Source organism: Devosia sp. P2_G7, assembly GCF_056403495.1.
The window spans coordinates 71,389-93,883 of sequence record NZ_JBFUFI010000012.1 but is presented as its reverse complement, the minus strand read 5'-3'; the positions used below and the strand labels follow the sequence as shown (position 1 = coordinate 93,883).

At 65.7% G+C, this 22,495-nt stretch carries 26 protein-coding genes; 21 read left to right on the top strand and 5 right to left on the bottom strand.

Annotated elements, in window-relative coordinates:
* Positions 1–33: 33 nt before the first annotated feature.
* The 8 genes from rpmI (at position 34) to AC1DWU_RS18465 (ending at position 7,130) form a co-directional block, all read left to right on the top strand.
* Positions 34–234, top strand: coding sequence for a 50S ribosomal protein L35 (gene rpmI / locus AC1DWU_RS18500; protein WP_069908210.1), 201 nt, complete (start codon positions 34–36; stop codon positions 232–234).
* A 13-nt stretch (positions 235–247) separates the two neighbouring features.
* A complete protein-coding gene (gene rplT / locus AC1DWU_RS18495; protein WP_055873058.1) occupies positions 248–649 on the top strand; it encodes a 50S ribosomal protein L20 in 402 nt (133 codons plus the stop codon).
* Between the two features lie 108 nt (positions 650–757).
* On the top strand, positions 758–1,888 hold the full coding sequence (gene pheS / locus AC1DWU_RS18490; RefSeq protein ID WP_477151479.1) for a phenylalanine--tRNA ligase subunit alpha: 1,131 nt from the start codon (positions 758–760) through the stop codon (positions 1,886–1,888).
* Complete coding sequence (locus AC1DWU_RS18485; RefSeq protein WP_477151478.1) at positions 1,888–2,349, top strand: hypothetical protein; 462 nt, start codon at positions 1,888–1,890, stop codon at positions 2,347–2,349. The genes pheS and AC1DWU_RS18485 overlap by 1 nt, the downstream gene beginning before the upstream one ends.
* Entirely contained in the window at positions 2,346–2,774 is a 429-nt protein-coding gene (locus AC1DWU_RS18480; RefSeq protein ID WP_477151477.1) for a hypothetical protein, read from the top strand. Before AC1DWU_RS18485 ends, AC1DWU_RS18480 begins: the two co-directional genes overlap by 4 nt.
* The gene (locus AC1DWU_RS18475; RefSeq protein ID WP_477151476.1) at positions 2,771–3,424 is read left to right on the top strand and encodes a DNA polymerase III subunit epsilon; all 654 of its coding nucleotides are present in this window, start codon (positions 2,771–2,773) and stop codon (positions 3,422–3,424) included. The genes AC1DWU_RS18480 and AC1DWU_RS18475 overlap by 4 nt, the downstream gene beginning before the upstream one ends.
* Entirely contained in the window at positions 3,421–5,829 is a 2,409-nt protein-coding gene (gene pheT, locus AC1DWU_RS18470; protein ID WP_477151475.1) for a phenylalanine--tRNA ligase subunit beta, read from the top strand. Before AC1DWU_RS18475 ends, pheT begins: the two co-directional genes overlap by 4 nt.
* A gap of 8 nt (positions 5,830–5,837) precedes the next feature.
* Positions 5,838–7,130, top strand: a complete 1,293-nt coding sequence (locus tag AC1DWU_RS18465) for an O-antigen ligase family protein (protein WP_477151474.1) — start codon at positions 5,838–5,840, stop codon at positions 7,128–7,130.
* A 192-nt stretch (positions 7,131–7,322) separates the two neighbouring features.
* On the opposite strand, the gene AC1DWU_RS18460 is transcribed toward AC1DWU_RS18465, so the two are convergent.
* Positions 7,323–8,348 (bottom strand): aldo/keto reductase, encoded by a 1,026-nt coding sequence (locus AC1DWU_RS18460; protein ID WP_477151473.1) that lies wholly within the window; start codon positions 8,346–8,348, stop codon positions 7,323–7,325.
* A 60-nt stretch (positions 8,349–8,408) separates the two neighbouring features.
* Between AC1DWU_RS18460 and trhO the strand changes: the two genes are divergently transcribed.
* The 3 genes from trhO to AC1DWU_RS18445 all read left to right on the top strand — a co-directional run bounded on the left by trhO (position 8,409) and on the right by AC1DWU_RS18445 (position 12,084).
* Complete coding sequence (gene trhO / locus AC1DWU_RS18455) at positions 8,409–9,404, top strand: oxygen-dependent tRNA uridine(34) hydroxylase TrhO (protein ID WP_477151472.1); 996 nt, start codon at positions 8,409–8,411, stop codon at positions 9,402–9,404.
* A 292-nt stretch (positions 9,405–9,696) separates the two neighbouring features.
* Positions 9,697–10,632, top strand: coding sequence for a LysR family transcriptional regulator (locus AC1DWU_RS18450; protein ID WP_477151471.1), 936 nt, complete (start codon positions 9,697–9,699; stop codon positions 10,630–10,632).
* A gap of 126 nt (positions 10,633–10,758) precedes the next feature.
* On the top strand, positions 10,759–12,084 hold the full coding sequence (locus AC1DWU_RS18445) for a phenylacetate--CoA ligase family protein (protein WP_477151470.1): 1,326 nt from the start codon (positions 10,759–10,761) through the stop codon (positions 12,082–12,084).
* A gap of 6 nt (positions 12,085–12,090) precedes the next feature.
* Here the strand turns inward: AC1DWU_RS18445 and AC1DWU_RS18440 are convergent, their stop codons facing one another.
* A complete protein-coding gene (locus tag AC1DWU_RS18440; protein WP_477151469.1) occupies positions 12,091–13,008 on the bottom strand; it encodes a hypothetical protein in 918 nt (305 codons plus the stop codon).
* A 181-nt stretch (positions 13,009–13,189) separates the two neighbouring features.
* Between AC1DWU_RS18440 and AC1DWU_RS18435 the strand changes: the two genes are divergently transcribed.
* The 5 genes from AC1DWU_RS18435 (at position 13,190) to AC1DWU_RS18415 (ending at position 17,135) form a co-directional block, all read left to right on the top strand.
* Positions 13,190–14,815 carry a GMC family oxidoreductase gene (locus AC1DWU_RS18435; RefSeq protein WP_477151468.1) on the top strand — a complete coding sequence of 542 codons (1,626 nt, stop codon included), beginning with the start codon at positions 13,190–13,192 and terminating at the stop codon, positions 14,813–14,815.
* Complete coding sequence (locus AC1DWU_RS18430; RefSeq protein WP_477151467.1) at positions 14,812–15,255, top strand: GyrI-like domain-containing protein; 444 nt, start codon at positions 14,812–14,814, stop codon at positions 15,253–15,255. The genes AC1DWU_RS18435 and AC1DWU_RS18430 overlap by 4 nt, the downstream gene beginning before the upstream one ends.
* Positions 15,256–15,314: 59 nt before the next feature.
* Entirely contained in the window at positions 15,315–15,950 is a 636-nt protein-coding gene (locus AC1DWU_RS18425) for an FMN-binding negative transcriptional regulator (RefSeq protein WP_477151466.1), read from the top strand.
* A 74-nt stretch (positions 15,951–16,024) separates the two neighbouring features.
* Entirely contained in the window at positions 16,025–16,915 is an 891-nt protein-coding gene (locus tag AC1DWU_RS18420; RefSeq protein ID WP_477151465.1) for a lipid kinase, read from the top strand.
* A gap of 85 nt (positions 16,916–17,000) precedes the next feature.
* A complete protein-coding gene (locus AC1DWU_RS18415; protein WP_477151464.1) occupies positions 17,001–17,135 on the top strand; it encodes a hypothetical protein in 135 nt (44 codons plus the stop codon).
* 46 nt (positions 17,136–17,181) lie between these two features.
* Here AC1DWU_RS18415 and mbfA read toward each other — a convergent pair whose 3' ends face one another.
* Positions 17,182–18,165 (bottom strand): iron exporter MbfA, encoded by a 984-nt coding sequence (gene mbfA, locus AC1DWU_RS18410; protein ID WP_477151463.1) that lies wholly within the window; start codon positions 18,163–18,165, stop codon positions 17,182–17,184.
* A 179-nt stretch (positions 18,166–18,344) separates the two neighbouring features.
* Here mbfA and AC1DWU_RS18405 point away from each other — a divergent pair, with 179 nt between their 5' ends.
* Positions 18,345–19,199: an SMP-30/gluconolactonase/LRE family protein gene (locus AC1DWU_RS18405; RefSeq protein ID WP_477151462.1), complete on the top strand. Its 855-nt coding sequence runs from the start codon at positions 18,345–18,347 to the stop codon at positions 19,197–19,199.
* A gap of 64 nt (positions 19,200–19,263) precedes the next feature.
* On the opposite strand, the gene AC1DWU_RS18400 is transcribed toward AC1DWU_RS18405, so the two are convergent.
* The gene (locus tag AC1DWU_RS18400) at positions 19,264–20,181 is read right to left on the bottom strand and encodes a LysR substrate-binding domain-containing protein (protein WP_477151461.1); all 918 of its coding nucleotides are present in this window, start codon (positions 20,179–20,181) and stop codon (positions 19,264–19,266) included.
* A gap of 96 nt (positions 20,182–20,277) precedes the next feature.
* Between AC1DWU_RS18400 and AC1DWU_RS18395 the strand changes: the two genes are divergently transcribed.
* The 3 genes from AC1DWU_RS18395 to AC1DWU_RS18385 all read left to right on the top strand — a co-directional run bounded on the left by AC1DWU_RS18395 (position 20,278) and on the right by AC1DWU_RS18385 (position 21,211).
* Positions 20,278–20,439: a hypothetical protein gene (locus tag AC1DWU_RS18395; RefSeq protein ID WP_477151460.1), complete on the top strand. Its 162-nt coding sequence runs from the start codon at positions 20,278–20,280 to the stop codon at positions 20,437–20,439.
* 110 nt (positions 20,440–20,549) lie between these two features.
* Entirely contained in the window at positions 20,550–20,693 is a 144-nt protein-coding gene (locus AC1DWU_RS18390) for a hypothetical protein (protein ID WP_477151459.1), read from the top strand.
* Positions 20,694–20,701: 8 nt separating this feature from the next.
* Positions 20,702–21,211 (top strand): GNAT family N-acetyltransferase, encoded by a 510-nt coding sequence (locus AC1DWU_RS18385; RefSeq protein WP_477151458.1) that lies wholly within the window; start codon positions 20,702–20,704, stop codon positions 21,209–21,211.
* Positions 21,212–21,213: 2 nt separating this feature from the next.
* Here AC1DWU_RS18385 and AC1DWU_RS18380 read toward each other — a convergent pair whose 3' ends face one another.
* Positions 21,214–21,864 (bottom strand): TetR/AcrR family transcriptional regulator, encoded by a 651-nt coding sequence (locus tag AC1DWU_RS18380; protein ID WP_477151457.1) that lies wholly within the window; start codon positions 21,862–21,864, stop codon positions 21,214–21,216.
* A gap of 79 nt (positions 21,865–21,943) precedes the next feature.
* Here AC1DWU_RS18380 and AC1DWU_RS18375 point away from each other — a divergent pair, with 79 nt between their 5' ends.
* Entirely contained in the window at positions 21,944–22,420 is a 477-nt protein-coding gene (locus tag AC1DWU_RS18375) for an anthrone oxygenase family protein (protein ID WP_477151456.1), read from the top strand.
* Positions 22,421–22,495: the final 75 nt, after the last annotated feature.

The following is a 22,495-nucleotide window of genomic DNA, read 5'->3' as shown; positions in this document are numbered from 1 at the left end:
GCTCCTAGAGCCGCCTCTAACCAGGACAGCAAAATGCCAAAGATGAAGACTAAATCGGGCGCCAAGAAGCGCTTCAAGATGACTGCGACCGGCCGCGTCAAGGCAGGCGTCGCAGGCAAGCGGCACCGGCTCATGAGCCACGACGCCGACTACATTCGCTCGCATCGGGGGACCAAGATCCTCAAGAAGGGCGATGAGTCGTTGGTCAAGTGGTACATGCCGTATAACCGTTAAGGAGCGCCGATAGATGTCACGCGTTAAAAGAGGCGTTACCGCCCACGCCCGCCACAAGAAGGTTCTTAAGGCCGCTTCCGGTTTTTACGGTCGCCGCAAGAACACCATCCGTACCGCCAAGGCCGCCGTCGACAAGGCCGGCCAGTACGCGTACCGCGATCGCCGCGTCAAGAAGCGCAACTTCCGCGCCCTCTGGATCCAGCGCATCAACGCCGCCGTGCGCGATCACGGGCTGACCTACGGTCGATTTATCGACGGCCTCAGCAAGGCTGAGATCGCCGTCGACCGCAAAGTGCTCTCCGATCTCGCGATCACCGAGCCCGCAGCGTTCGCCGTGCTGGTTGAGCAGGCCAAGAAGGCTCTGGGGTATCTCGGCAAGATCGAGACGACCACCCACGAGCGTATTTCGGCCTAATCACCTCGCCTTTTCTGAGGCCCTAAGCTAAGCCTTGCGCCGCCCCGAAACCGGGGATGGCGCGGGGCTTTTTCATTTGGCCCTGAAACACAACCTGGAAATTCCCCGATGTCTCTCGACGCTCAGATCGCCACCCTCCGCGCCGAAATCGCCGCCGCTACCGCTGCGGCCAGCGACGAAACCCAGATCGAAGCCGTGCGCGTCGGCGCCCTGGGCAAGAAGGGCTCGGTCTCCGCCCTCCTCGCCACCCTCGGCGGCATCGCGCCGGAAGAGCGCAAGTCTGCCGGCGCCGCCATCAACGGGCTGAAGACCGAGGTCACCGCGCTGATCGAAGCGCGTGCCGCGGATCTCGCCAAAGCCGCGCTCGATGCGCGCCTCGCTTCCGAGCGTGTCGACGTCACCCTGCCGGTTCGCGCCGCGCCGACCACCGAAGGCCGCATCCATCCAGTGAGCCAGGTGATCGACGAGATCACCGCGATCTTCTCGGACATGGGTTTCTCGATCGCCGAAGGTCCCGATATCGAGACCGACTGGTACAACTTCACCGCGCTCAACTTCCCCGAGGGGCACCCCGCGCGCGAGATGCACGACACCTTCTTCATGGCGCCGTCGCCGGATGGAGTGAAGCGCGTGCTGCGCACCCACACCTCGCCGGTGCAGATCCGCACCATGCTCAAGGGCAACGAGAAGCCCGCCGCGCCCTACCTCACCCCCGCGATCGATCCGCCGATCCGCGTGGTGATGCCCGGCCGCACCTATCGGCATGACTCGGACCAGACCCACACCCCGATGTTCCATCAGGTCGAAGGCCTCGTCATCGACAAGTCGAGCCATATCGGCCAGCTGCGCTGGGTGCTCGAGGAATTCCTCAAGGCCTTCTTCGAGGTCGACAACGTGACGCTCCGCTTCCGGCCGAGCTTCTTCCCCTTCACCGAGCCGTCGATGGAAGTCGACGTGCAGTGCGACCGCTCGGGCGCCGAGGTGAAGATCGGTGAAGGCAAGGATTGGCTGGAAATCCTCGGCTGCGGCATGGTGCACCCGAACGTGCTGCGCAATTGCGGGCTCGATCCCGATGTCTACCAGGGCTTCGCCTGGGGCATGGGCATCGATCGCATCGCCATGCTGAAATACGGCATGAACGACCTGCGCGCCTTCTTCGACGCCGACAAGCGCTGGCTCGATCACTACGGCTTCCGCCCGCTCGACCTGCCGACGCTGTTCGGGGGGCTGAGCAGCTGATGTCTGCCAACCCCGCGGCATCGTTGCGCGAGCGCGTGGTGCGCGTCCTGCACCGCGAGATCGATGCGATCCTTGCCCCCGCTGGCTATATCCAGGCCGGCGGGAGCTGGAACCGCACGACAGCGTTCGCCCGCACCTGGGTCGAGATCCAGCGCAGCAGCTCGGGCCTCGCCTGCTACATCAACCTCGGCCGTTTCCAGCGCCTGCTCAAATGGGAGTGGGTGCCGCCCGGCTACTACTCTTCCGGCTGGCGCATCGGCGACTTCACCGACAGCACCGAGGAGCACAATGGCCTCGATGCCCTGCCCTATGCCGAGCTCGACGGCGACAGCCCGCTGCGCAAAAAGGTGATGACGCTGCTCGCCGAGCGGGCACTGCCCTTCCTCAAGGCGTCGCACAGTCCGTTCGGCTCTTCGATGCTCCCTCCCCGCCGCGCCGCACTCCGGAAAGGCCGATCATGAGGTGGGCCAAACGATCGCTGCTCGCCCTCGCGGCCATGATGATCTGCTCCCCGGTTCTGGCCGAGGAGGTGGTCGTCTGCACGCCGGAGTACTATTACAATTCCAGCGAAACCCCACCGGTCATCGTCCCGATCGACGCGCCGCGGGCGGCCGGATCACGCGTCACGCGCATCGACCTCGAGACCGGCGACTACGCGGAGCATTTCATCGGCTCCGACAGCGATGTCCTTCGGACCGGCAGCCTCACGGTCGTCAATCCCGGCTCATTGCGGGAGCGGATCGACTTCATGGCGCTCGACCCCGCTACGGCGCTCCTCCTCCACATCAGCCTGATCGACGAGGGCCTGCCCTTCGTTCGCGTCGACGAGGAGGGCACGGTGGCCTCGGGCCACTGCAGCTACGCATCCGATATGGTGCAGAAATGAGCCTCCAGCCCCCCATAGCGCCCGGCGCGTCGGACCTCTGCACGTTCGTCGTCACCGACATCGAGTCCGACGGGCACAACCCGCTCGAAAGCTCGATGCTGAGCTTTGCCTCGGTGGCGGTCGATATCTCGGGCAAGGTGCTGTCGGAGTTCGAGGCGGTGCTGACGCCGCGCACCGACCGCAAGGCAGATCCCGACACCCTGGCGTGGTGGGAGACGCAGCCCGAGGCGTGGAAGCACGCGACCGAGAACCCGGAAGACCCTGCCTCGGTGATGCCGCGCTACGCGAACTGGGTGGAGACGCTGCCCGGCTTCCGCGTCTTCGCGGCAGCGCCGATGATCTTCGACGGGCTGTGGATGGACCACTACCTCTCCACCTTCGCCAGCACCCGCGTGCTCGGCGGGCCCTACAAGAGCCGGCAGATCTTTCGCGGCGGTGGGGTCTGCCTCTACACCATGGCAGGCACGCTGCGCGGCGCCGAATACACCAAATGGGGCATGCAGCGCGTGCCGCCCGCCTGGTACGGCCACATCGAGCACACCCACCGCGCCATCGACGATGCGCGCGGCTTCGCCAACGTCCTCGCCAAACTTTTCGAGATCAGCGGGTCCCTGCCCAAGATCGAAGCGACCGAAAGCATCTACAAATGAAGTTCACCCTCGACTGGCTGAAAGATCACCTCGACACCGATGCGACTGCCGAGGACATCGGCAAGGCGCTGACCATGATCGGGCTCGAGGTCGAAGAGATCGTCGACCCCTCGGAAAAGCTCCGGCCCTTCGTCGTCGCACATGTGGTCGAGGCCAAGCCGCACCCGAACTCGGACCACCTCAAGGTCTGCAAGGTCGATGCCGGCACCGGTGAGCTGATCGATGTCGTCTGCGGCGCGCCCAATGCCGTCACCGGCATGAAGTCGGTGTTCGCCTTCCCCGACACCTACATCCCGGGCAAGGATTTCACCCTGAAGGCCGGCGTCGTCATCCGGGGCGAGAAGTCGAACGGCATGCTGTGTTCGGCCGCCGAGCTCGAGCTTTCGAACGACCATGACGGTATCATCCGGCTGCCGGACGATGCGCCGATCGGGGTCGCCTATGTCGACTACGCCAAGCTCGGCGGCGCGGTGATCGACATCTCGATCACCCCCAACCGCGGCGACGCCACCGGCGTCTACGGCATCGCCCGCGATCTCGCGGCGTTCGGCGCCGGCACGCTCAAATCCACCGACATGTCGCCGGTGCCGTCGAAGGGCCCGAGCCCGATCCCGCCGCTGCCGCATCAGTTCTCGGCTGATGAGCCCAAGGCGATCCGCAAGTTCGCCGGCCGCTACTTCAAGGGCATCAAGAACGGCCCGTCGCCCGATTGGCTGCAGCAGCGCCTGCGCGCCGTCGGCCTCCGGCCGATCAACACCGTGGTCGACATCACCAACCTCGTGTCGCTCGGCTGGGGCCGGCCGCTCCATGCCTATGACGCCGACAAGGTCACCGGCGAGATGGTGCTGCGCAACGCCCGTTCCGGCGAAGTGCTCGATGCGCTCGACAACAAGCACTACCCGCTCGACGAGACCATGACTGTGATCGCCGACGATGTCGGCCCGCTGTGCCTCGGCGGTGTCATCGGCGGCTATCGCTCCGGCTGCACCGACGAGACCGTCAATGTGTTCATGGAATGCGCCAGCTGGGATCCGGACCTGATCGCGCAGGTCGGCCGCAAGACCGGCATCGTCTCCGACGCCCGCTATCGCCTCGAGCGCTCGGTCGATCCGGCGCTCACCGAGCCCGGCCTCGAGCTCGCCACCCGGCTGATGCTGGAGCTGGTCGGCGGCGAAGCTATGGAGCCGGCGATCTCGGGCGAAGACGTGTTCCCCAACACCGTCGTCGATTTCCCGCTGTCGGAAGTCGAGCGCCTCACCGGCCTCGAAACCTCGGCGACCGAGATCGAAGCGATCCTCACCCGCCTCGGCTTCAAGCTCGAAGGCGCCGGCCTCACCCGCAAGGTCGTGGTCCCCTCCTGGCGGCCCGACGTCACCATGAAGGCCGACCTCGCCGAGGAAGTGATGCGCATGGTGGGCGTCGACAACGTCCCCACCGATCCGCTGCCGCGGCTCAACCACGTCGCGCCGCGCATGCTGACCACGCTGCAGAACCGCCGCCGCCTCGCCCGCCGCACCCTTGCGGCCCGCGGCCTCGACGAGGCGGTGACCTGGAGCTTTATCCCGGAAGCCGAGGCAGTTCGTTTCGGTGGCGGCGCGGCCGAGCTGAAGCTCGCCAACCCGATCGCGTCGGAACTCACCGACATGCGGCCGTCGCTGCTGCCGGGACTGCTCGGCGCGGCACAGCGCAACACCAATCGCGGCTCCAGTGAGCTGAAACTGTTCGAAGTCGGCCAGGTGTTCCACTCGGTGCAGCCTGAGGGGCAGCGCACCTATGCCTCGGGCATCCGCCTGGGCGGCTCGCGCCACTGGCAGTCGGCGAACGGCAAGGTCTCTGTATTCGACGCCAAGTCGGACATCGCAGCGCTGCTCGACGCCATGGGCCATGACATCGACAAGCTGCAGCTGGTGGCCGAGCCTGCATCCTGGAGCCATCCCGGCCGCGGCGGCCGCGTCCAGCTCGGGCCGAAACTCACCATCGGCTGGTTCGGCGAGATCCACCCGACCGAACTCGAAAAGTTCGACCTCATCGGCCCAATCGCAGCGTTCGAGCTCGACCTCGACGCGATCCCCGAACCTCGCAAGAAGCCGACCCGCTCCAAGCCGGCGCTGAAGCTCAGCGACCTGATGCCATTGAGCCGCGACTTCGCCTTTCTCGTCGACCGCACCGTTCCGGCGGCGACGATCATGCGCGCCGCCAAGAACGCCGACAAAACGCTGATCACTGAAGTCTCGGTGTTCGACGTGTTCGAGGGCAAGGGCATCTCCGACGACAAGAAGTCGGTCGGCATTGCGGTGACGCTGCAGCCCACCGACAAGACGCTGACCGACGAAGAGATCGAAAAGGTCGCGGCCAATGTCGTCGCGGCGGTGACCAAGGCAACGGGCGGCGTACTCCGCACCTAGGAAATGCAATGACGGCTGACGGCAAACGCGAAACGATCGGCGACACAGCCCCGCAAGGGCTTGATGTCGCCGACTTGCCGCTGGCGCCGCTCAGCCCCGCCGCGGCCAGCGAAGCGCTACTGCGCCGGGCCATGCTGGTGGTCGCCATCGGCGTCTCCTGCATCCTCGGCTACTTCACCACCTTCGCGCTGCTGGCCATCGCGCTCGCGGTGTTCGCCTACTTCGCTGCGCGGCAAAAGACGCTGCAGATCCCCTTCGACCTGCCGGCCAAGCTGTTCCTGGGCGCCTTCACGCTGCTGTTCATCAGCGCCGTGGTGACCATGCGGCAGCCGTCCGACCTCTTACAGACGCTCAACTTCTCGGCCATGCTGCTCTATGCGCCGCTGGCACTGCTATTCCGCCGTGCCGCCGGGCCGGCCAATAGCCGCAAGCTCGCCGACTTCGCGCTGTTCGGCACGGCCGCCGGCCTGCTGATGGCGCTCTACTTCAACTATGTGGAGGGGATGGAGCGGGCTGGGCTCGGCTCGCCGATCACCGATCCGATCCGGCTCTCCAACACCGCGCTGCTGCTCGGCTTCTTCGCCATGATCGGTGCCGCCGCCGCCACCGGCCGGCAGCGTTTCATCTACCTGCTGGGCCCGTTGATGGCGCTGGCCGTGATCTTTGCCTCGGGCTCGCGTGCCGCGCTCGTCGCCTTCCCGGTGCTGCTGTTCGTCGCGGCGCTGCTGCTCGTGCGGCACAAGCTCCTGGCTGCGGTAGTCAGCGTCGCCGTGCTCTCCGGGTTCGGCCTCATCGCCTATTTCGCCGATCTTGCCGGCGCCCGCTCATCGTCGATGTTCGATATCCTCGGCCGGCTGGCGGGCGGCGACAATCCCGCCGATCTGGGCACGGCCATCCGCTTCGTCCTCTACCGGGCCGGCACGTCGGCCTTCCTCGATGCCCCGCTTTTCGGCCATGGCTGGGGCCAGCTGATGACGGCGATCGTCCCCTACCTGGCGGTCTACGAGCTGGTGCACGCCCAGCTGCCACACCTTCACAACGACGCGCTGAACTTCGCCGTTGCTTCGGGGCTGTTCGGGCTCGCGGTCTACCTGCTGCTGTTGGTGCTCCCGATTATCAGCTGCCTCTTCAGCCCGCACGACAGCCAGTATCGCACCCGGCTCTACGGCTGCAGCCTGCTCTCGGTCAGCTACCTGGTGCTGGGCCTCCCCGACACCATGCTGAGCTTCCCGTTGCACAACACGCTGTATGTCGTGCTGACGGCCGTGCTGCTGAACTACTGCAGGGACGAGCGGGCTTAGCTGCTGCCAGCCACAACCACCGGGCTCATCTCCCCCTAGGCGGGGGAGCAAGCGAAAACTTGGGCTTAGCGCAGCTAAGTCCTTAGTTTTCGCCAGAGAGGGGGTGCGGAGCCATCGTGCCCTCCACGTTCCCCTCTCTTGCGAGATCGAGTTCCAGGCCTTGGACGACCTCTCCCCTCAAGGGAGAGGTAATCAGCGCCCCGGACGACTATCGATCATCCCGCCCTTGGCGGCCGCGTCGATCGCTGCGATCTCCTCGGCCGACAGCTCCAGGTTGTCGATCACACCGAGACAATCCTTGAGCTGCTCGAGCGTCCGCACCCCGATCAGCGCCGAGGTCACTTCCTTCTTCCGCAGCACCCAGGCCAGCGCCAGCTGCACCATGGTTTGCTTCCGCGCCTTGGCGATCTCGCCGAGCTTGTCGACGGCCTCGAGAATGCGCGGCTCCAGCCGGTTGGCCGAGAGCGAGTAGTTCTCCGAAGCGCGAGTGCCGCTCAGATTGCCCTTCAGGTTGTTGTACTTGCCCGACAGGATGCCCTGCTGCAGCGGCGAGAAGGCGATGATGCCGACGCCCTCGTCGGCGCAGGCGGCCATCGTCCCGTCTTCCTCGATCCAGCGGTTGAGGATCGAATAGTTCGGCTGATGGATCAGGCAGGGCACGCCCATATCCCCAAGGATCCGCACCGCCTCGCGCGTCTGCTTCTCGGGGTACATCGAGATACCGACATAGAGCGTCTTGCCCTGCCGGTAGAGCTGCGCCAGCGCGCCCATCGTCTCCTCGAGCGGCGTCTCGGAATCGTAGCGGTGCGAGTAGAAGATGTCGAAGTAGTCGAGCCCCATGCGCTTGAGGCTCTGGTCGGCGGACGCGATGACGTACTTGCGCGAACCGCGGTCGCCATAGGGGCCTTCCCACATGGTCCAGCCGGCCTTGGACGAAATGATCATCTCATCGCGATAGGGGCGGAAATCGCGCGCCATCACGTCGCCGAACAGCTCTTCGGCGGCACCCGGCGGGGGCCCGTAATTGTTGGCGAGGTCGAAATGGGTGATGCCCTTGTCGAAGGCATAGCTCAGGATCTCGAAGGCGCTGGGATAGTCGCGCGTGCCCCCGAAATTCTGCCACAGCCCCAGGCTGATCACCGGCAGCTTCAGGCCCGAGCGTCCGGTGTAACGATATTGCATGTCGCCATAGCGAGCGTCGCTGGCCCGATAGGTCATCTCATCCTCCGAATTTAGCCGATTTGCTCGTTGCAGCCGCCGGATGCTACACCCGCCGCGATGTCCGAGCTTTTAGAAACCGCCGCCAATCTGTCCGAACGCCTGAACCGTTTCAAGGTGCTGGCGCTGTACAAGTTTGCTGATTTCAAAGATTGCGCCGAGCTGAAGCCGGAGCTGGCGCTGTTCTGCTGCGCGCGCGGCATCCGCGGCACCTTCATCCTCGCCCCCGAAGGCATCAACGGCACCGTCGCCGGCACACCCGCGGCGATCGACGAGCTGATGCAGTGGTTCGAAACAGCCCCGCTGTGGCGCGGCCGCCTCGCCGGCGCTGAGGCGAAATTCTCCGCCGCCAGCGAGATGCCATTCCTCCGCATGAAGGTCCGGCTGAAGTCCGAGATCGTCACCCTGCGCGCCCCCGAGGCAGATCCGAGCCAGCAGGTCGGCACCTATGTCGAGGCGCGCGACTGGAACAGCCTGATCAGCCGTAACGACGTGACCCTGATCGACACCCGCAACGACTACGAAGTGAAGCTCGGCACCTTCGCCAACGCCCGCGATCCCAAGACGCAGAGCTTCACCGAGTTCAAGGACTACGTGGCGAAGCTCGATCCGGCGCAGCACCCGAAAGTCGCGATGTTCTGCACCGGCGGCATCCGCTGCGAGAAGGCCTCGAGCTACCTGATGTCGAAGGGGTTCAAGGAGGTGTTTCACCTCAAGGGCGGCATCCTCAAGTACCTCGAAACCGTCCCCGAAACCGAAAGCCGGTTCAACGGCGAGTGCTTCGTGTTCGACGAGCGCGTCTCGGTGGTGCACGGCCTCAAGGAAGGCGAAGCCCTCCTCTGCCGCGCCTGCCGCAACCCGATGATGCCCGACGACGTCGTGGGTTCGCTGTGCCGCGAATGCGCGGAGGCCGCTCCCGCCGGAGCGACGGAACGCGAGCGGCAGATGGAGCTGGCCCGGGCGAGGGGAGAGGCGCATCTCGGCGATGACGCGGCGGCCACCGCGGCGCGGAACAAGGCAGCGAAGCTGGCACGGCGGAAGCAGTCGGCCGACTGAGAAATAAGGGCTCCGCTCACCCCCACCCATCCTCCCCCGTCAGAGGGGGAGGTGCCGCATCCAGTTTGACACGCTACCCAGCCAATATCACCGGCCAGCACCCTGCCCTTGACGGGGAGGGCTGGGGTGGGTGCGAGGAGCGCGGATGCACGAGGCGCACGATCGTTGGCTCATATTGGTCAACCACACTGACATATTCTTATTGACAAGCGCCCTCAGCACTATCAGCATATCCAATGTGAAAGCCTCATCCGAGGCCGCAGGGCACAGTTCTCATAAGCCGAGCCGATCCATGGACCTCGACCAGATCAAGACGTTTGACCGGATCGCGCAGGACCTGAGCTTCACCAAAGCCGCGGCCAAGCTCAACGTCACGCAGGCCACGGTGTCGATGCGCATGCGGGCGCTCGAGGACCTGCTCGGCGTGCCGCTGTTCCATCGCGGCCGCAACATCGCGCTCACCGACCAGGGCATGACGTTCCTCCCTTATGCCCGCCGCATCCTCCAGGCTGCGCAGGAGGCGAAGGAAGCGCTGCGCCGGGTCGAGCGCGGCCGCGTCTCCATCGGTTCGCTGCGCAGCCTCGTCTCACCGCTGGTCACCGAATCTCTGCTGCGCTTCCAGCAGAAATACCCCTCGGTCGACGTAGTGATCCACGAGGGCCGCCAGAGCCAGATCGCCGCCATGCTGCGCGAGCGCGACATCGAGCTCGGCATCCTCTGCTGGCCCAATCTCGATCCCCTGATCACCGATCTCGTGCCGCTGCTGGTCATGCGCGAACGCGTGCCGATGGTGACGACGCCGCAGATCGCCGCCGAACTGGGGCTCGAACCCAAGATCGAGGACGTGCTGAAGCGCGTGCCGCGGCTCATTTCGATCAACTGGTGGCAGGTCTTCCCCGACGCCGCGCTGGCGCTGTTCCGCCGCGCCCCGGTGTCGGTGGAACTGCCCACGGGCCCCGCCCGCCGCATCGCCATCCGTGGCGAGGGCGTCGGCTTCTTCGTCTACTCGGCCGTCGCCGACGACATCGCCGCCGGCCGCCTCACCGAAATCACGCCATCCGACGTCGACCCGGTGCACCGCGACATCGCCATGGTGGTCCGCAACGCCTCGGTGCTCGACCGCGAGATGCTGCGCGACTTCGCGGTGGAGATCGCCGCCGAATGCACCAGGAACGGCACGATCCTCGAATCGACGCTGCTGCCGCCAGAGGCGGCAAACGCGGCCTGACGGCTTGCCGGCAGCGAGGCCGGCACTACCCCACGCTCGGTCCCTCCCCGCAAGGGTGGGACGTGCGCAGCAAGGCTCGGCATGGTCCGACTTGCACCCGCCGCAAGCCTCCGCTCTAGTGACGTCATGACCGAGGCGCGCAACTTACAGCATGAGCTGTTCGATATGTTGATGGAGAGCCAGTATTGGTCCCCATCGCAGATGCAGGCGTATCAGCGTGGCCAGATCGAGCAGTTGCTCAGGCACGCCAAGACCCAGGTGCCATTTTACGAGAATCGGCTCGATGCAGTGTTTGCGCGAGACGGCTCCATCGACTGGGACAAATGGACCGAGTTGCCGATCGTCAAGCGCTCGGATCTGATCGATCATCGTGACGCCATGCAGGCCAAGTTGTTGCCGCGAGGACATGGTCCCGTCGGGACCATCCAATCGTCGGGATCGACAGGTCATCCGGTCACGACCACCCTCACCAAGCTCACCAAGATAAGTTCAGATGCGGCGCGCTGGCGGGCCAATGTCTGGGCTGGGCTCGACTTCAGCCAAGTGATGTGCCTCCGCAATGGCGTCGAGACAGACGTCGTGCCGCCAGATGGAGTCGAAGAAGGGTTTTGGGGGCCGCCTTGGGATCCAGCGGCCAGGCGTGGACGCATCTTCCGCATGACCAGGAAGTGGTCCAGCGCGGATCAGCTCGACTTCGTTATCCGCACCGGTGCACCCTATGTTGCGATCGGCAGCACGAAGGTTGGTCGTATCCTTGGCCTCGAGGCCCTACAGCGCGGCCTACGTCCAGCGGTTTCACATATACTCGTCAACGGTGAACCCGTTGATAGTGAGGATCGCGACGTGTGTCGCCGCGCCTTCGGGGCCGAGATCGTTGACCTCTACAGTTCGAAGGAGGGGGCGCACATGGCGCACCCCTGCCCCGTCGGCCATGGCTACCATGTGTGCGCGGAGCGCGTTCTGATCGAGATCGTGGACGCAGTGGGACGACCGGTCCCACCGGGCGTGAGCGGACGCGTCGTCATCACACCGTTCTACAACACCGCCCAGCCGCTGATCCGTTACGATCAGGGCGACATGGCTACATTTGGGCCGCCATGCGACTGCGGTCGCAACCTGCCGGTGTTGCATTCGCTGGATGGAAGGGTGGTTCACATGTTCAGGCACCCAGATGGCCGCAGGCGCACCCGCGGCTTCCCCGAGAAATACCATCAGACACTAGACGCCCGGATGTGGCAGTTCGCCCAGGTTGGCCCGCTGGACTTCGAAATCCGCTACGTCCCTGTCGATCCCGATCGGCGCGGAAACGAAGCCGAAGTGGCCACAGCCTTCCGGGAGTGGTTCTTCGACGACGCCAAGATCGTGTTCAAGCGCCTCGACGCCATCCCATTGACAGCGTCGGGGAAATACATGGAGTACCTCTACGAGGCAGACGAGACGCTAGCGCGCTAGCTAAGCTCAGGCGGGAGGCATCTCGCGGCACACAGATGCCTCGAAGTCCCACCAGAAGCCGGCGTTCTGGCATGCCACTTCTGTGTCGAAGTCCTCGGGCACCGGATCGTGCTCCGCCGTAAGCAAATCCCCCGCCGCGCTGAACAAATCCAGCGCGCGGTTCGGCGGGTCGTCCTGGCGGTGGCGGTCGATGAGGCTCTTGTCCGGGTCGCCGAGGTAGCCCTTGATGCCGACGCGGAAGCTGTAGGCGCCGGTGTCGTAGGCGCGCACTTCGCCGACGCCGGAGAGCGGCAAGCCAAAGCCGGTGAACTGGTATTCCGTCGCGAGCTTCAGCGACTCGCGGCCGAGGATCGAGGCGGCGCCTAGGCTGACGCGCCAATCGTCGGTCGGGTAATAGGCAATGTCGCCGATGGCGAAGAAGCCGTTCTCATCCGGCATCAGCACGTCGTCATAGTCGATCGCCGCCCAGCCGGCCCAGCCTTCGAGGCTGATGCGGTCGAGATAGAGTTCAGCCTCCGGGCCGATTGCCGCGAGGCGCGAGCCATCGGCCACCACTACGCCGGCGGTGACGCCGAGCAGGTAGGACGAAGGATCGCGGGTGAAGGCGTGGAGCGCACCGCCTGCCAGCCACTCACCGTCGATGTTGCCGACGGCGACGTCGCCCTGCACGCCGAAGCGCTCGCCGATCGGCACCGATACCGACGCGGCCGCGCGGAACGTAGCGCTCGCCGGGTCGCTGATGCCGCCGAAATCAATTTCCAGCTTGCCGTTGATGTCCGAAACCGCCGGCAGCACCAGGTCGACATACTGGTCGGCAATCGGCTCGGGTGAGAGAATCAGGTCGGCGGCGTTTGCCGCAAAACCAAACGGAATCGAAAACACGCTGGCGAGCAGCGCTGCTTTAGTCGCTCGTACAACTGACATGGTCCGCCCTCAACAACTGCGCTAAAGACTTACATTGCCCATGAAAACTGGCAAGACGGCTGTCGCTTTTACTCAGATATTTCATCCAGTGCGTTGCCGAATTGCTGCAGGCCGACAACGATAGCGGCCTATCCAACGCCCCGCAGGCCCGCTAGAACGGGCGCCGTGCAGGGTGGTGCGCATGGTTAAACGCAGTTTCGAATTCGTCATCTGTGGTGGCGGGTCGGCGGCATCGGTTGCGGCGATGCGGCTGGTGCGCGACTTCGATCTCTCGGTCCTGGTGCTCGAGCGCGGTCCGCGTTCGACCAACCGGATCATGGCGATGCCGGCCGGCTACATGAAGTATCTGGCGCAGGACACGTTCCTCGAGATGCACAAGACGGTGCCGCAGCCACAGCTCGGCGGCCGGGCGCCGATCGTGCCGGTGGCCAAGGCGCTCGGCGGCGGCAGCTCGGTCAACGCCATGGTCTACATGCGCGGCCAGAAGGAAGACTATGACGGCTGGGCGGCCGGGCTCGGCAACGCCACTGAGTGGTCGTACTCGGACATGCTCGGGCATTTCAAAAGCCTCGAGCGCAATGCCCGCTTCAATGACCACTATCACGGCATCTCGGGGGGCCTCCGCGTCTCAGACCCGGGCCACATCTCCGACACCACCGAGGATTTCCTGCTCGCCGTGCAGGGGCTCGGCCACCGCTACAACCCCGATTTCAACGGCGAGCGGCAGAACGGGGTGGGCATCATGCAGCACACCTATGGGCAGTGGGGGCGCTACAAGGAGCGATCGGACGGCAAGAAAGCGTTCCTCGATCCGCTGACGCACGACAAGCGGCTGACCATCGTCACCGATGCCCAGGTCAATCGCATCCTCATCAAGAACGGTCGCGCCGTCGGCGTCGCCTATACTCACGATGGCGATGAGCACGAGGCGTATGCGGCGCGCGAGGTGCTGGTCGCCTCCGGCACCTACAACTCGGCCAAGCTGATGATGCTGAGTGGCATCGGGCCGGCCGATCACCTCGCCGATTTCCAGATCCCGGTGGTCGCCGACTTGCCCGGCGTGGGTTCGAACCTGCAGGATCACCACGAGGTCCCGGTGATCGCGACGACCAAGGGCAAGTCGGGCTATTTCGGCGAGGACAGGGGCTGGCCGATGGTTCGCAACGGCCTGCAATACATGCTGTTCAACTCGGGGCCAGTCACCACCACGGGCATCGAATCCTGCCTGTTCTACGATCCGGATGGCGGCGAGCGCCCCACCATCCAGCTCTATTGCGCGCCGATCGTCTATCAGGATCGCGACGTGGCGAAGGCCAAACCCACCTGGGGCGTCACCTTCACCTCGTGCCTCTTGCGCCCCAAGGCCCGCGGCAGCGTACGCCTGCGATCGGCCGATCCCGGCGCCCAGCCGCTGGTCAACTGCAACTTCTTCGGCGATCCCGATGATCTGCGCCTGACGCTCAAATCGATGCGTTTCGCGCGCAATATCCTCGAGACCGAGCCGTTCCTGTCGAAGATCAAGGAAGAGATCCTGCCTGGGCCCGGCGTCACCGACGACGACGGCCTGACCCGCTTCGCGCAGGAAACGGTGAAGACCAACTACCACCCGTCGGGCTCGCTGAAGATGGGGCGCGACGACGATCCGATGGCCGTGGTAGATGCCCGGCTCAAGGTCCGCGGCATCGAGGGCCTCAGGGTCATCGATTGCTCGATCATCCCCGCCATCCCTTCGGCCAATACCAATGCCATTGCCATGGCGATCGGCTCGAAGGCCGCCACCCTGATCGCAGAGGACTACGGCCATTGATCGAGACGGTTGAACTGCCCGAGATGGTCGCCATCGGCATCCTGGTCGAGGCGCACTGGAACGACCTGCCCCGCGCGATCCCCGCCGCGTGGACCCGATTGTTCGAGACCGATACCGGCGCCACCTCGTTCCTCGAAGTGTCGATCTCGCGTGAGCATGGCGTCTATCGCGAGCTGGTCGGCTATCTCGCAGCCAAGAAGACCGAGGTGCCCGAGGGCATGACGCGCCTCGTCATCCCGGCGCAGCGGTACCTCCGCATCACGCATGACGGCCCGCTGGTCGATATCGCGGCCGGGTTCGAGAAGCTTTATGCCCACGCCGCCGTGGCCGGCCTCAACGCCACCGACTACAAGCTCGATTTCGGCTATGCGCCCGGCCTGCCGCCGGGCCGGCATGAGCTGCACGTGGCGCTCGAACCGGAACCGCTGCGGATCGCTTAAGCCCCGGTTCAGCCACCATTGCGTAACAAGGCCATCCAGCAGCGTTTTCGAGGCACCCGATGTACCAGCCACCAGCCTTCCGCGAGACCGACGTTCCCACCCAGCACGCCTTCATCGCGGCGCACCCGCTCGGGCTGCTGATTTCGAACGGCGACGGCCTCCTCGCCAACCCGATCCCGTTCCTGATCTATCCGGAGGAAGGGCCGTTCGGCACACTGCGCTGCCACATGTCGCGCGGCAACGCGCAATGGAAAGCACTGCTCGACGCGCCGCAGGCGCTCGTCGTGTTCCAGGGCGCCGAGCACTACATCACCCCTAGCTGGTATCCGCAGAAGGCCGTGGACGGCAAAGTCGTGCCGACCTGGAACTACGCCATCGTGCAGGCTCGCGGCGCCGCCCGGGTGATCGAGGATGCGGCATGGCTCCACGCCAACGTCTCCGCCCTCACCGATCAGCACGAGGGCCGTCGCGCCAAGCCCTGGGCGGTCAGCGATGCGCCCGATGCCTTCATTGCCGGCCAGCTCAAGGGCATCGTCGGCATCGAGATCGAGATTTCGGCGATCGAGGCCAAGTTCAAAGCCAGCCAGAACCGACCGGAACTCGACCGGGTCGGCGTCGCCCACGGGCTTGCATCGGAAGCCGATGCACAGGCGCCGGCGATGCGCGAGCTGGTGAAGGCGCGCGGCGGCGTCTGAGCCGACCGGCCGCACTTGCGCTTCGGCGTCGCGGCCTCCACCTAGGGCCTTTCCATAGCGAAAGCCCCCGCACGATGACGAGTTTACCCGCGCGCCGCAGGGCACTGATGCTGGTCAATCCCAATGCACGGCGCGGCACCGAATCCCTCGATGCCGTGGCGGCGCGGCTCGAGGCCGGCGGCATCGACGTGGCGATCGAGCGGTTCAGCTCGCCGGGCGAGGTTGCGGCCGATATCGTCCGGCGCCGGCACGAGGCCGACCTCGCCATCGTCTGTGGTGGTGATGGCACCATCAACGCCGCGGCCAATGGCGTCGTCGCGGCGGGGCTGCCGATGGGCATCTTGCCGATGGGCACCGCCAACGATCTTGCCCGCACGCTAGAAATCCCGACCCAGCTCGACCTCGCCGCCGATATCATCATCGCCGGCAACCAGCGCCGGGTGGACCTCGGCGACGTCAACGGCCATCCGTTCTTCAACGTCGCGACCATCGGGCTCGGCGCCGATCTCGCCATGGGGCTCAGTGCGGAGACCAAGCGCCGCTGGGGTCGGCTCGGCTATGCCATCGGCGCGCTCAAGGTGCTGATGCAGGCCCGTCCGTTCAGCGCCACCATCATCAACCGCGAAGGCACCTCGCAGGTCAAAACCTACCAGATCGCCGTCGGCAACGGCCGGCACTATGGGGGCGGCACGGTGATCGAGCAGGATGCCAGCATCGAGGACGGCACGCTCGACCTCTATAGCCTCGAGATCGACAATGTCTGGAAGCTGGCGCTGATGCTGCGCGCCTTCCGCTCCGGCACGCATGGCGCGTGGGAGGAAGTGCGCACGGCCCGCTGCATCGAGTTCGACATCCGCACCAAAAAGCCCCGGCCGGTAAATCTCGACGGCGATATCGTCACCCAGACCCCGGCCCACTTCCGCATCCGGCCCGGCGCGATCACGGTGTTCGCGCCACCCGGCTAGGGTGTTTGTCGGGCGCGCGGGCGGTGCTATTATCGCTGCAGCCGGAGCCTCCGCTGGCCCCGGCGCTGATGACGGGAGGCCTCGTATGCAAGGTATCCGCCACGAAAATCTCGACCACGGGCTCGAGACCCAGCACGAGCTGCATCTGCTGCCATGGCCGTTCCTGGTCGCGCTGTTTGCCGTGCTGTTCTTTGTGGTTTTCTTCGTCGTCGCCAACTGAGCGACGCGCATAGCCGGCGGCCCGGGCTCCGAGGCCGCCGCCGGACTCAAGCGCTGCCGATGATAATTCCGGCGGCAAAGACCAGTGCGCCACCCACCACCACCTGCAATGCCGCGCGCCAGAACGGGGTCTGCATGTAGCGGTTCTGGATGAAGGCGATGGCCCAGAGTTCGATCACCACCACTGCTGCCGCGACGCCGGTCGCGGTCCAGAAATGCGGAATCAGGTAGGGCATCGCGTGCCCCAGCCCGCCCAGCGTCGTCATCGCCCCGGTGACCACGCCGCGCGTCAACGGCGAGCCGCGCCCGGTGAGCTTGCCGTCATCGGCCGCCGCCTCGGTAAAGCCCATCGAGATGCCGGCGCCCACCGCTGCCGCGAGGCCGACGAGGAAGGTGGCCCAGGTGTTGCCGGTGGCGAAGGCCGCGGCGAACACCGGCGCCAGCGTCGACACCGAGCCGTCCATCAGCCCGGCCAGCCCGGGCTGCACATAGGTCAGGAGGAACTGCCGGTGCTCTTCGCTCTTTTCCGCCGCCCGCTCCTCGGCCCCGAGCGCCTGCTCCTCCAGCTTTCCGGCGAGGTTGGCATGCTCGCGTTCCTCGACGGCGAGGTCGCCGAGGAGTTTTCGCACCTCGACGTCGGTCGTCCGCCCGGCCGCCTCGGTGTAGAAGCGCGATGCCGCCGCCTCCATCTCGAACGCCATCTGGCGCACCGCCTCTAGGCTCATGGTCTCCATCAGCCACACGGGCTTGCGCTCGATGAAGCCGCGCACATGCTCGCGCCGGATCGGCACCAGGCGCGAGCCGAACTTTTGCACGTAGAGGTCGAGCAGCCGGCGCCGGTGCCCGTCCTCCTCCACCGCCATGCCCTCGAACACCTTGGCGGTGGCGGGATAGCGCGAGGCGAAGCGCTCGGCGATCTCGGCATAGATCGCCCCATCCTCCTCCTCGGCGGCAACCGCCAACGAGAGGATCTCGCGTTCGTCCAGCGAGCTGAAGTCACGCCGGTTGGGATGCAGAAGTCGTGCAAACATAATGCTCTAGCCGTTTAGTTTAGAACTATTCTAATGCCTGATCACTGGCCGGACAAGCCTGGTTCATTCCCTTCGCTGATGTCGAGCAAAGGCGTATCCTTGGTTGCCGCGGTCTAACGTCGCGCGCCGGACCGCGAAGCGGCGAAGTCCGGCCAACACGTGATAGCGGAGGAATGATCATGCTCCTGAAATTGAGCCTCTCACTTGGCTTCTTGGTCGCCGGCACGCTCTCTGCCTCGGCCCAGACCGCCACCGAAGCCTGGCGGCTGGGTGGCTTCAAGACGCCGGAATCAGTGATCTTCGACAAAGCCAACAACCGCCTGATCATCGACAATATCGGGGCCTTCGGGCCGGATGGCGGCACCGACGGCTATCTCTCCATCGTTTCGCCGGAGGGCAAGTTGGTGACCGAGCAATGGGTCACCGGGCTTTCCGATCCCAAGGGCATGGCGATCATCGGCGACAGCCTGTTCGTCGCCGACACCACCGGCCTCGTCGAGGTCAAGCTCTCGGACGGCTCGATCGTCGCCACGCACCCGCTCGAGGGGGCGATGATGGCCAACGACGTCGCCACCGACGGCACCGTCATCTATGTCAGCGACACCTTCGGGCAGGCCATCTTCCGAGTGGAAGGCGGCAAGGCCGAGAAATGGCTCGCCGACGAGAAACTTATGTCGCCCAACGGGCTGTTCATCGATGGCGGCCAGCTGCTGGTCGGCGGCCTCGGCTCCGGCCTCAAGGAGGACTTCTCGGTCACCACCAAGGGCGGGCTGCTCTCGGTCGATCCGGCCACCAAGACCCTCACGCCTTCCGTCGGCGCCACCGAGCTCAGCATGACGGACGGCGTTGCCAAGGTCGGTGACGCCATCATATTCGACGACAACCCGTCGGGCACCATCTACCGCTACGCCGACGGCAAGGCGACACCGATCGCCACCCTCGTCGCCGGAGCCGCCGACCTCTGGGCCGAAGGCAACATGCTCTATGTGCCTCTGATGCAGACGGGTGAGCTAGTGGCGCTGAAGGTGGAGTAAGCGACTGCGCGGGGGAGACGCTGGTGCGTGTCCCGCACCAGCCCATCCCCCGCTACAGAGCCCCTCACCCCTCCCGCCGCTTCACCTGCGCCACATATCCCTCCGCCGAATCTGGCACCTCGGCCCGCAGCCACTCCCTGAACAGCCGCACCTTTTTCGGCTCGCGCCGCCCCTCGGCGACGATCAGCCAATAGCCCAGCTCGCTCTCCACCGACACATCGAACGGCCGCACCAGCCGCCCGTCGCTCACTGCGTCGGCCGACATCATGTCGACCGCCATCAGCACGCCCTGCTCCGATATCGCCGCATCGAACGCCAGCGCCGGATCGTCATAGCGCGGTCCCGCCAGTTCGATCGGCGGCGTGCCGGCGGCCGCGAACCACGGCTCCCAGGGCAGCATCGAAGCGGTGTCGCGGATCAGCGGCACCTTCGCCAGATCGGCCGGCGAGCGCAGCAGCTTCGCCAAAGGCGGCGCCGCCACCGGGCTGTAGCGCGCGCCGCCCACCAGCTCCGCCTTCAGCCCCGCCCATTTCCCGCGGCCGAAGCGGATGCCGACGTCGATGTCGGAATGCACGAGGTCGATCATGTTGCCGGTCACCACCAGCCGTATCTCGATCTCCGGGTGCAGCTTGTTGAACTTGGCGATCCGCCAGATCAGCCAGCGCGACGCGAACACGCTGCCCACGGTCAGCGTCAGCACGTTCTCATTGCCGGCCCTGAGGCTGCCGACCGCATCGGCCAGCGCCGTGAAGCCGCTCGACAGCTGCGGCAGGATCTGGCGCAGCGCGGCGGTCGGCTTCAGCCCCTGCGGCGTCCGCTCGAACAGCTCGAGCCCCAGCCGCTCCTCGGCCCGCCGCAAGTGCTGGCTCACCGCACCGGGGGTAACGCCAAGCTCCTCGGCAGCCGGCGCCAATGCCCCGCGCCGCGCCACGATCTCGATGGCACGGACGGCATTCAGCGGAATCGGGAATGGATTTGCCATATAGTTTTTCTACACCCCCGACCAAGTCTTGTCGATTGGCTCGGGCCGCCTCATGGCTCATAACACGGTCACACCCTCAGGAAAGGAGGCTTGGAAATGTACAAAATGTTCATCAGCATGCGTATCTGGCTGGCGCGCTTCTTCGAGGTGGAGGCCGTCGCCGATCAGCGCAGCGACCCGCTCAGCAGCATGAGCCCGACCGAACTGGCCGACCTGCCGGTGTATCATCCAAGGCTCGACGACTGCATCGGCGCCTGAGGCGCCCCGAAGCCTGACAACCCAGTTCATGACGCGTTCAGCGGCCGGTCACTAGATCGGCCGCCCTAGCCGTTTCCGATAACGGCAATTCCCGATCCGGGAGAGAAGAGATGAAGATGAAAGACCTGTTTTCGAAGCTGCGTAGCCGTTCGCCCAACAAGCCCAAGACCCGCGACTGGTCCAATAGCTGGACGCCGCGCGACTGGGCCGACCTGCCCACACACCATCCCCGCCGCGAAGACGACGCGCTCTAGGCTGTGCGATGAGCGCCGCCCCGCCCATCCTCATCCGACCGGCGCGGCTGGCCGACGCGCTGGCGATCGCCGCGCTGCACCACGTCTCGGTGCACGCGCTGGCCGCGCCGTTCTATCCGCGCGAAGTGCTGGAGCGCTGGAGTCCGCCGGTAACGCTGGCGAGCGCCGAACAGCGCTATCGCGAGAGCCAGGAAGATGGCGGCCTGACACTGCTGGCCGAGCGCGGCGGCGAGCTGGTCGGCTTCGGCATCGTCATGCCGGAAGCGGGTGAAATCCTCGCCTGCTACGTGGCGCCCGACGCGGCGCGGCAAGGCATCGGCCGAAAGCTGCTCACCGCCATGGAAACGGCGGCCGCGGCGCAGGGCGTGCATGACCTGCGCATCCGCGCCTCGCTCAATGCCAAAAGCTTCTACTCGGCCTTCGGCTACCACGTCAGCGGCCGCGCCGAATACCAGTTCGAGGACGGCACGCCGATGGTGGTGGCCTACATGCGCAAGGACAACTCGCCGCTGGTGTGAGGCTAAGTCGGGAGCAGCAATTGCCCCAGCGTGTACTCGAGCCAGTCTGCGTATTGCTCCGGCGTAAGGCCCTCGATCCCCGCCAGCATCAGGAACAGCTCCGGGCTCGCCAGGCGCCAGATCTGCGCCAGGGCCTGAGCCTCCGTCATGCCATCCCGCAACGGCCCGTGCGCAACCAGCGCCTTCGCCACCAGCGCCAGGTTCTCGCGCCGCCCGGCATGGATGGCGTCGTACACCTTCGCCACCTCGGGGTCGGACTGCGCCGCGACACGCATCACCGCCACGATCTCGGCCACTGCGGAGAGCACTTGCGCGATATCGCGTGAGAACAGCCGCAGCACGGCAGCCTGGTCGGGAGCGGCAGCGACGGCCCGCGGCCCTGCCTGCTCGACCAGCGGCGTCGCCGGGTCGCCGCGACGCACCGCCGCCTGGATCACCCCGAGCAACAGTGCGGATTTGTTGCCGAAGACCGCATAGACGCTTTCCGCCGATACCCCCGCCTGGCGGGCCACCGCCGCGATCGTCGTGCCCTGCCATCCCTTCGCGACGAACAGTTCTCGCGCTGCGGCCACCATAGCCCCACGCGTATCGGCCGCCTGCTGCTGGCGCAGGCGCGACTGGTATTTCCTGCGAGGTTCAACCGGCTCGATCAATTGGATACGTCATCGCTATATTGACTACAGTGCCACTGTATGTAATTACTCCCCCATCGTCGAGAGGAGCACTCATCCTATGCCTGGCCTCGGCTATCTATCCACCACCGGACAAGTGCTTTCCCTGCTGCTTGTGGGCCTGTTGGCCGGCAGCATGTACGGAATCTGGTTCGGCTACGATGTCACCCGCTATTCCCCCACGACCTTTGTCGAGGTCCACCAGGGCGCGGTGCGCGGCCTCAACACCCTCTTGCCGCTGATGGGCCTCGCAGCGATCGTGCTGCTGGTGGTTCTCGCGGTGCTGTCGCGACAGCGGCCGACGGTGCTGGCGCTTTACGCCACGGCGGCCCTCGGCCTCATCGTCGCCGGGCTCATCACCCGCTTCCTCAACCAGCCGATCAACGACACCGTCATGGGCTGGTCGGCCACCACCCTGCCCGCCGACTGGGAGCAGCTGCGCAACAGCTGGTGGAGCTGGCACGCGGCCAGGCTGGGCGCGACGATCGTAGCGCTGCTGCTGCTGATTGCGGCCGTGTTCACCGACCGCAGCGCCTGATGGGGCGAACAACGGTACTGGAACTCGTTCTCTCCCACCCACCCCGCCGAAGGCCGAGGCCCATCCTGAGGTCTC

Coding starts and splice junctions, on each gene's coding strand:
- rpmI (WP_069908210.1), top strand. CDS start 34: ATGCCAAAGATGAAGACTAAATCGGGCGCCAAGAAGCGCTTCAAGATG.
- rplT (WP_055873058.1), top strand. CDS start 248: ATGTCACGCGTTAAAAGAGGCGTTACCGCCCACGCCCGCCACAAGAAG.
- pheS (WP_477151479.1), top strand. CDS start 758: ATGTCTCTCGACGCTCAGATCGCCACCCTCCGCGCCGAAATCGCCGCC.
- AC1DWU_RS18485 (WP_477151478.1), top strand. CDS start 1,888: ATGTCTGCCAACCCCGCGGCATCGTTGCGCGAGCGCGTGGTGCGCGTC.
- AC1DWU_RS18480 (WP_477151477.1), top strand. CDS start 2,346: ATGAGGTGGGCCAAACGATCGCTGCTCGCCCTCGCGGCCATGATGATC.
- AC1DWU_RS18475 (WP_477151476.1), top strand. CDS start 2,771: ATGAGCCTCCAGCCCCCCATAGCGCCCGGCGCGTCGGACCTCTGCACG.
- pheT (WP_477151475.1), top strand. CDS start 3,421: ATGAAGTTCACCCTCGACTGGCTGAAAGATCACCTCGACACCGATGCG.
- AC1DWU_RS18465 (WP_477151474.1), top strand. CDS start 5,838: ATGACGGCTGACGGCAAACGCGAAACGATCGGCGACACAGCCCCGCAA.
- AC1DWU_RS18460 (WP_477151473.1), bottom strand. CDS start 8,348: ATGACCTATCGGGCCAGCGACGCTCGCTATGGCGACATGCAATATCGT.
- trhO (WP_477151472.1), top strand. CDS start 8,409: ATGTCCGAGCTTTTAGAAACCGCCGCCAATCTGTCCGAACGCCTGAAC.
- AC1DWU_RS18450 (WP_477151471.1), top strand. CDS start 9,697: ATGGACCTCGACCAGATCAAGACGTTTGACCGGATCGCGCAGGACCTG.
- AC1DWU_RS18445 (WP_477151470.1), top strand. CDS start 10,759: ATGACCGAGGCGCGCAACTTACAGCATGAGCTGTTCGATATGTTGATG.
- AC1DWU_RS18440 (WP_477151469.1), bottom strand. CDS start 13,008: ATGTCAGTTGTACGAGCGACTAAAGCAGCGCTGCTCGCCAGCGTGTTT.
- AC1DWU_RS18435 (WP_477151468.1), top strand. CDS start 13,190: ATGGTTAAACGCAGTTTCGAATTCGTCATCTGTGGTGGCGGGTCGGCG.
- AC1DWU_RS18425 (WP_477151466.1), top strand. CDS start 15,315: ATGTACCAGCCACCAGCCTTCCGCGAGACCGACGTTCCCACCCAGCAC.
- AC1DWU_RS18420 (WP_477151465.1), top strand. CDS start 16,025: ATGACGAGTTTACCCGCGCGCCGCAGGGCACTGATGCTGGTCAATCCC.
- AC1DWU_RS18415 (WP_477151464.1), top strand. CDS start 17,001: ATGCAAGGTATCCGCCACGAAAATCTCGACCACGGGCTCGAGACCCAG.
- mbfA (WP_477151463.1), bottom strand. CDS start 18,165: ATGTTTGCACGACTTCTGCATCCCAACCGGCGTGACTTCAGCTCGCTG.
- AC1DWU_RS18405 (WP_477151462.1), top strand. CDS start 18,345: ATGCTCCTGAAATTGAGCCTCTCACTTGGCTTCTTGGTCGCCGGCACG.
- AC1DWU_RS18400 (WP_477151461.1), bottom strand. CDS start 20,181: ATGGCAAATCCATTCCCGATTCCGCTGAATGCCGTCCGTGCCATCGAG.
- AC1DWU_RS18395 (WP_477151460.1), top strand. CDS start 20,278: ATGTACAAAATGTTCATCAGCATGCGTATCTGGCTGGCGCGCTTCTTC.
- AC1DWU_RS18390 (WP_477151459.1), top strand. CDS start 20,550: ATGAAGATGAAAGACCTGTTTTCGAAGCTGCGTAGCCGTTCGCCCAAC.
- AC1DWU_RS18385 (WP_477151458.1), top strand. CDS start 20,702: ATGAGCGCCGCCCCGCCCATCCTCATCCGACCGGCGCGGCTGGCCGAC.
- AC1DWU_RS18375 (WP_477151456.1), top strand. CDS start 21,944: ATGCCTGGCCTCGGCTATCTATCCACCACCGGACAAGTGCTTTCCCTG.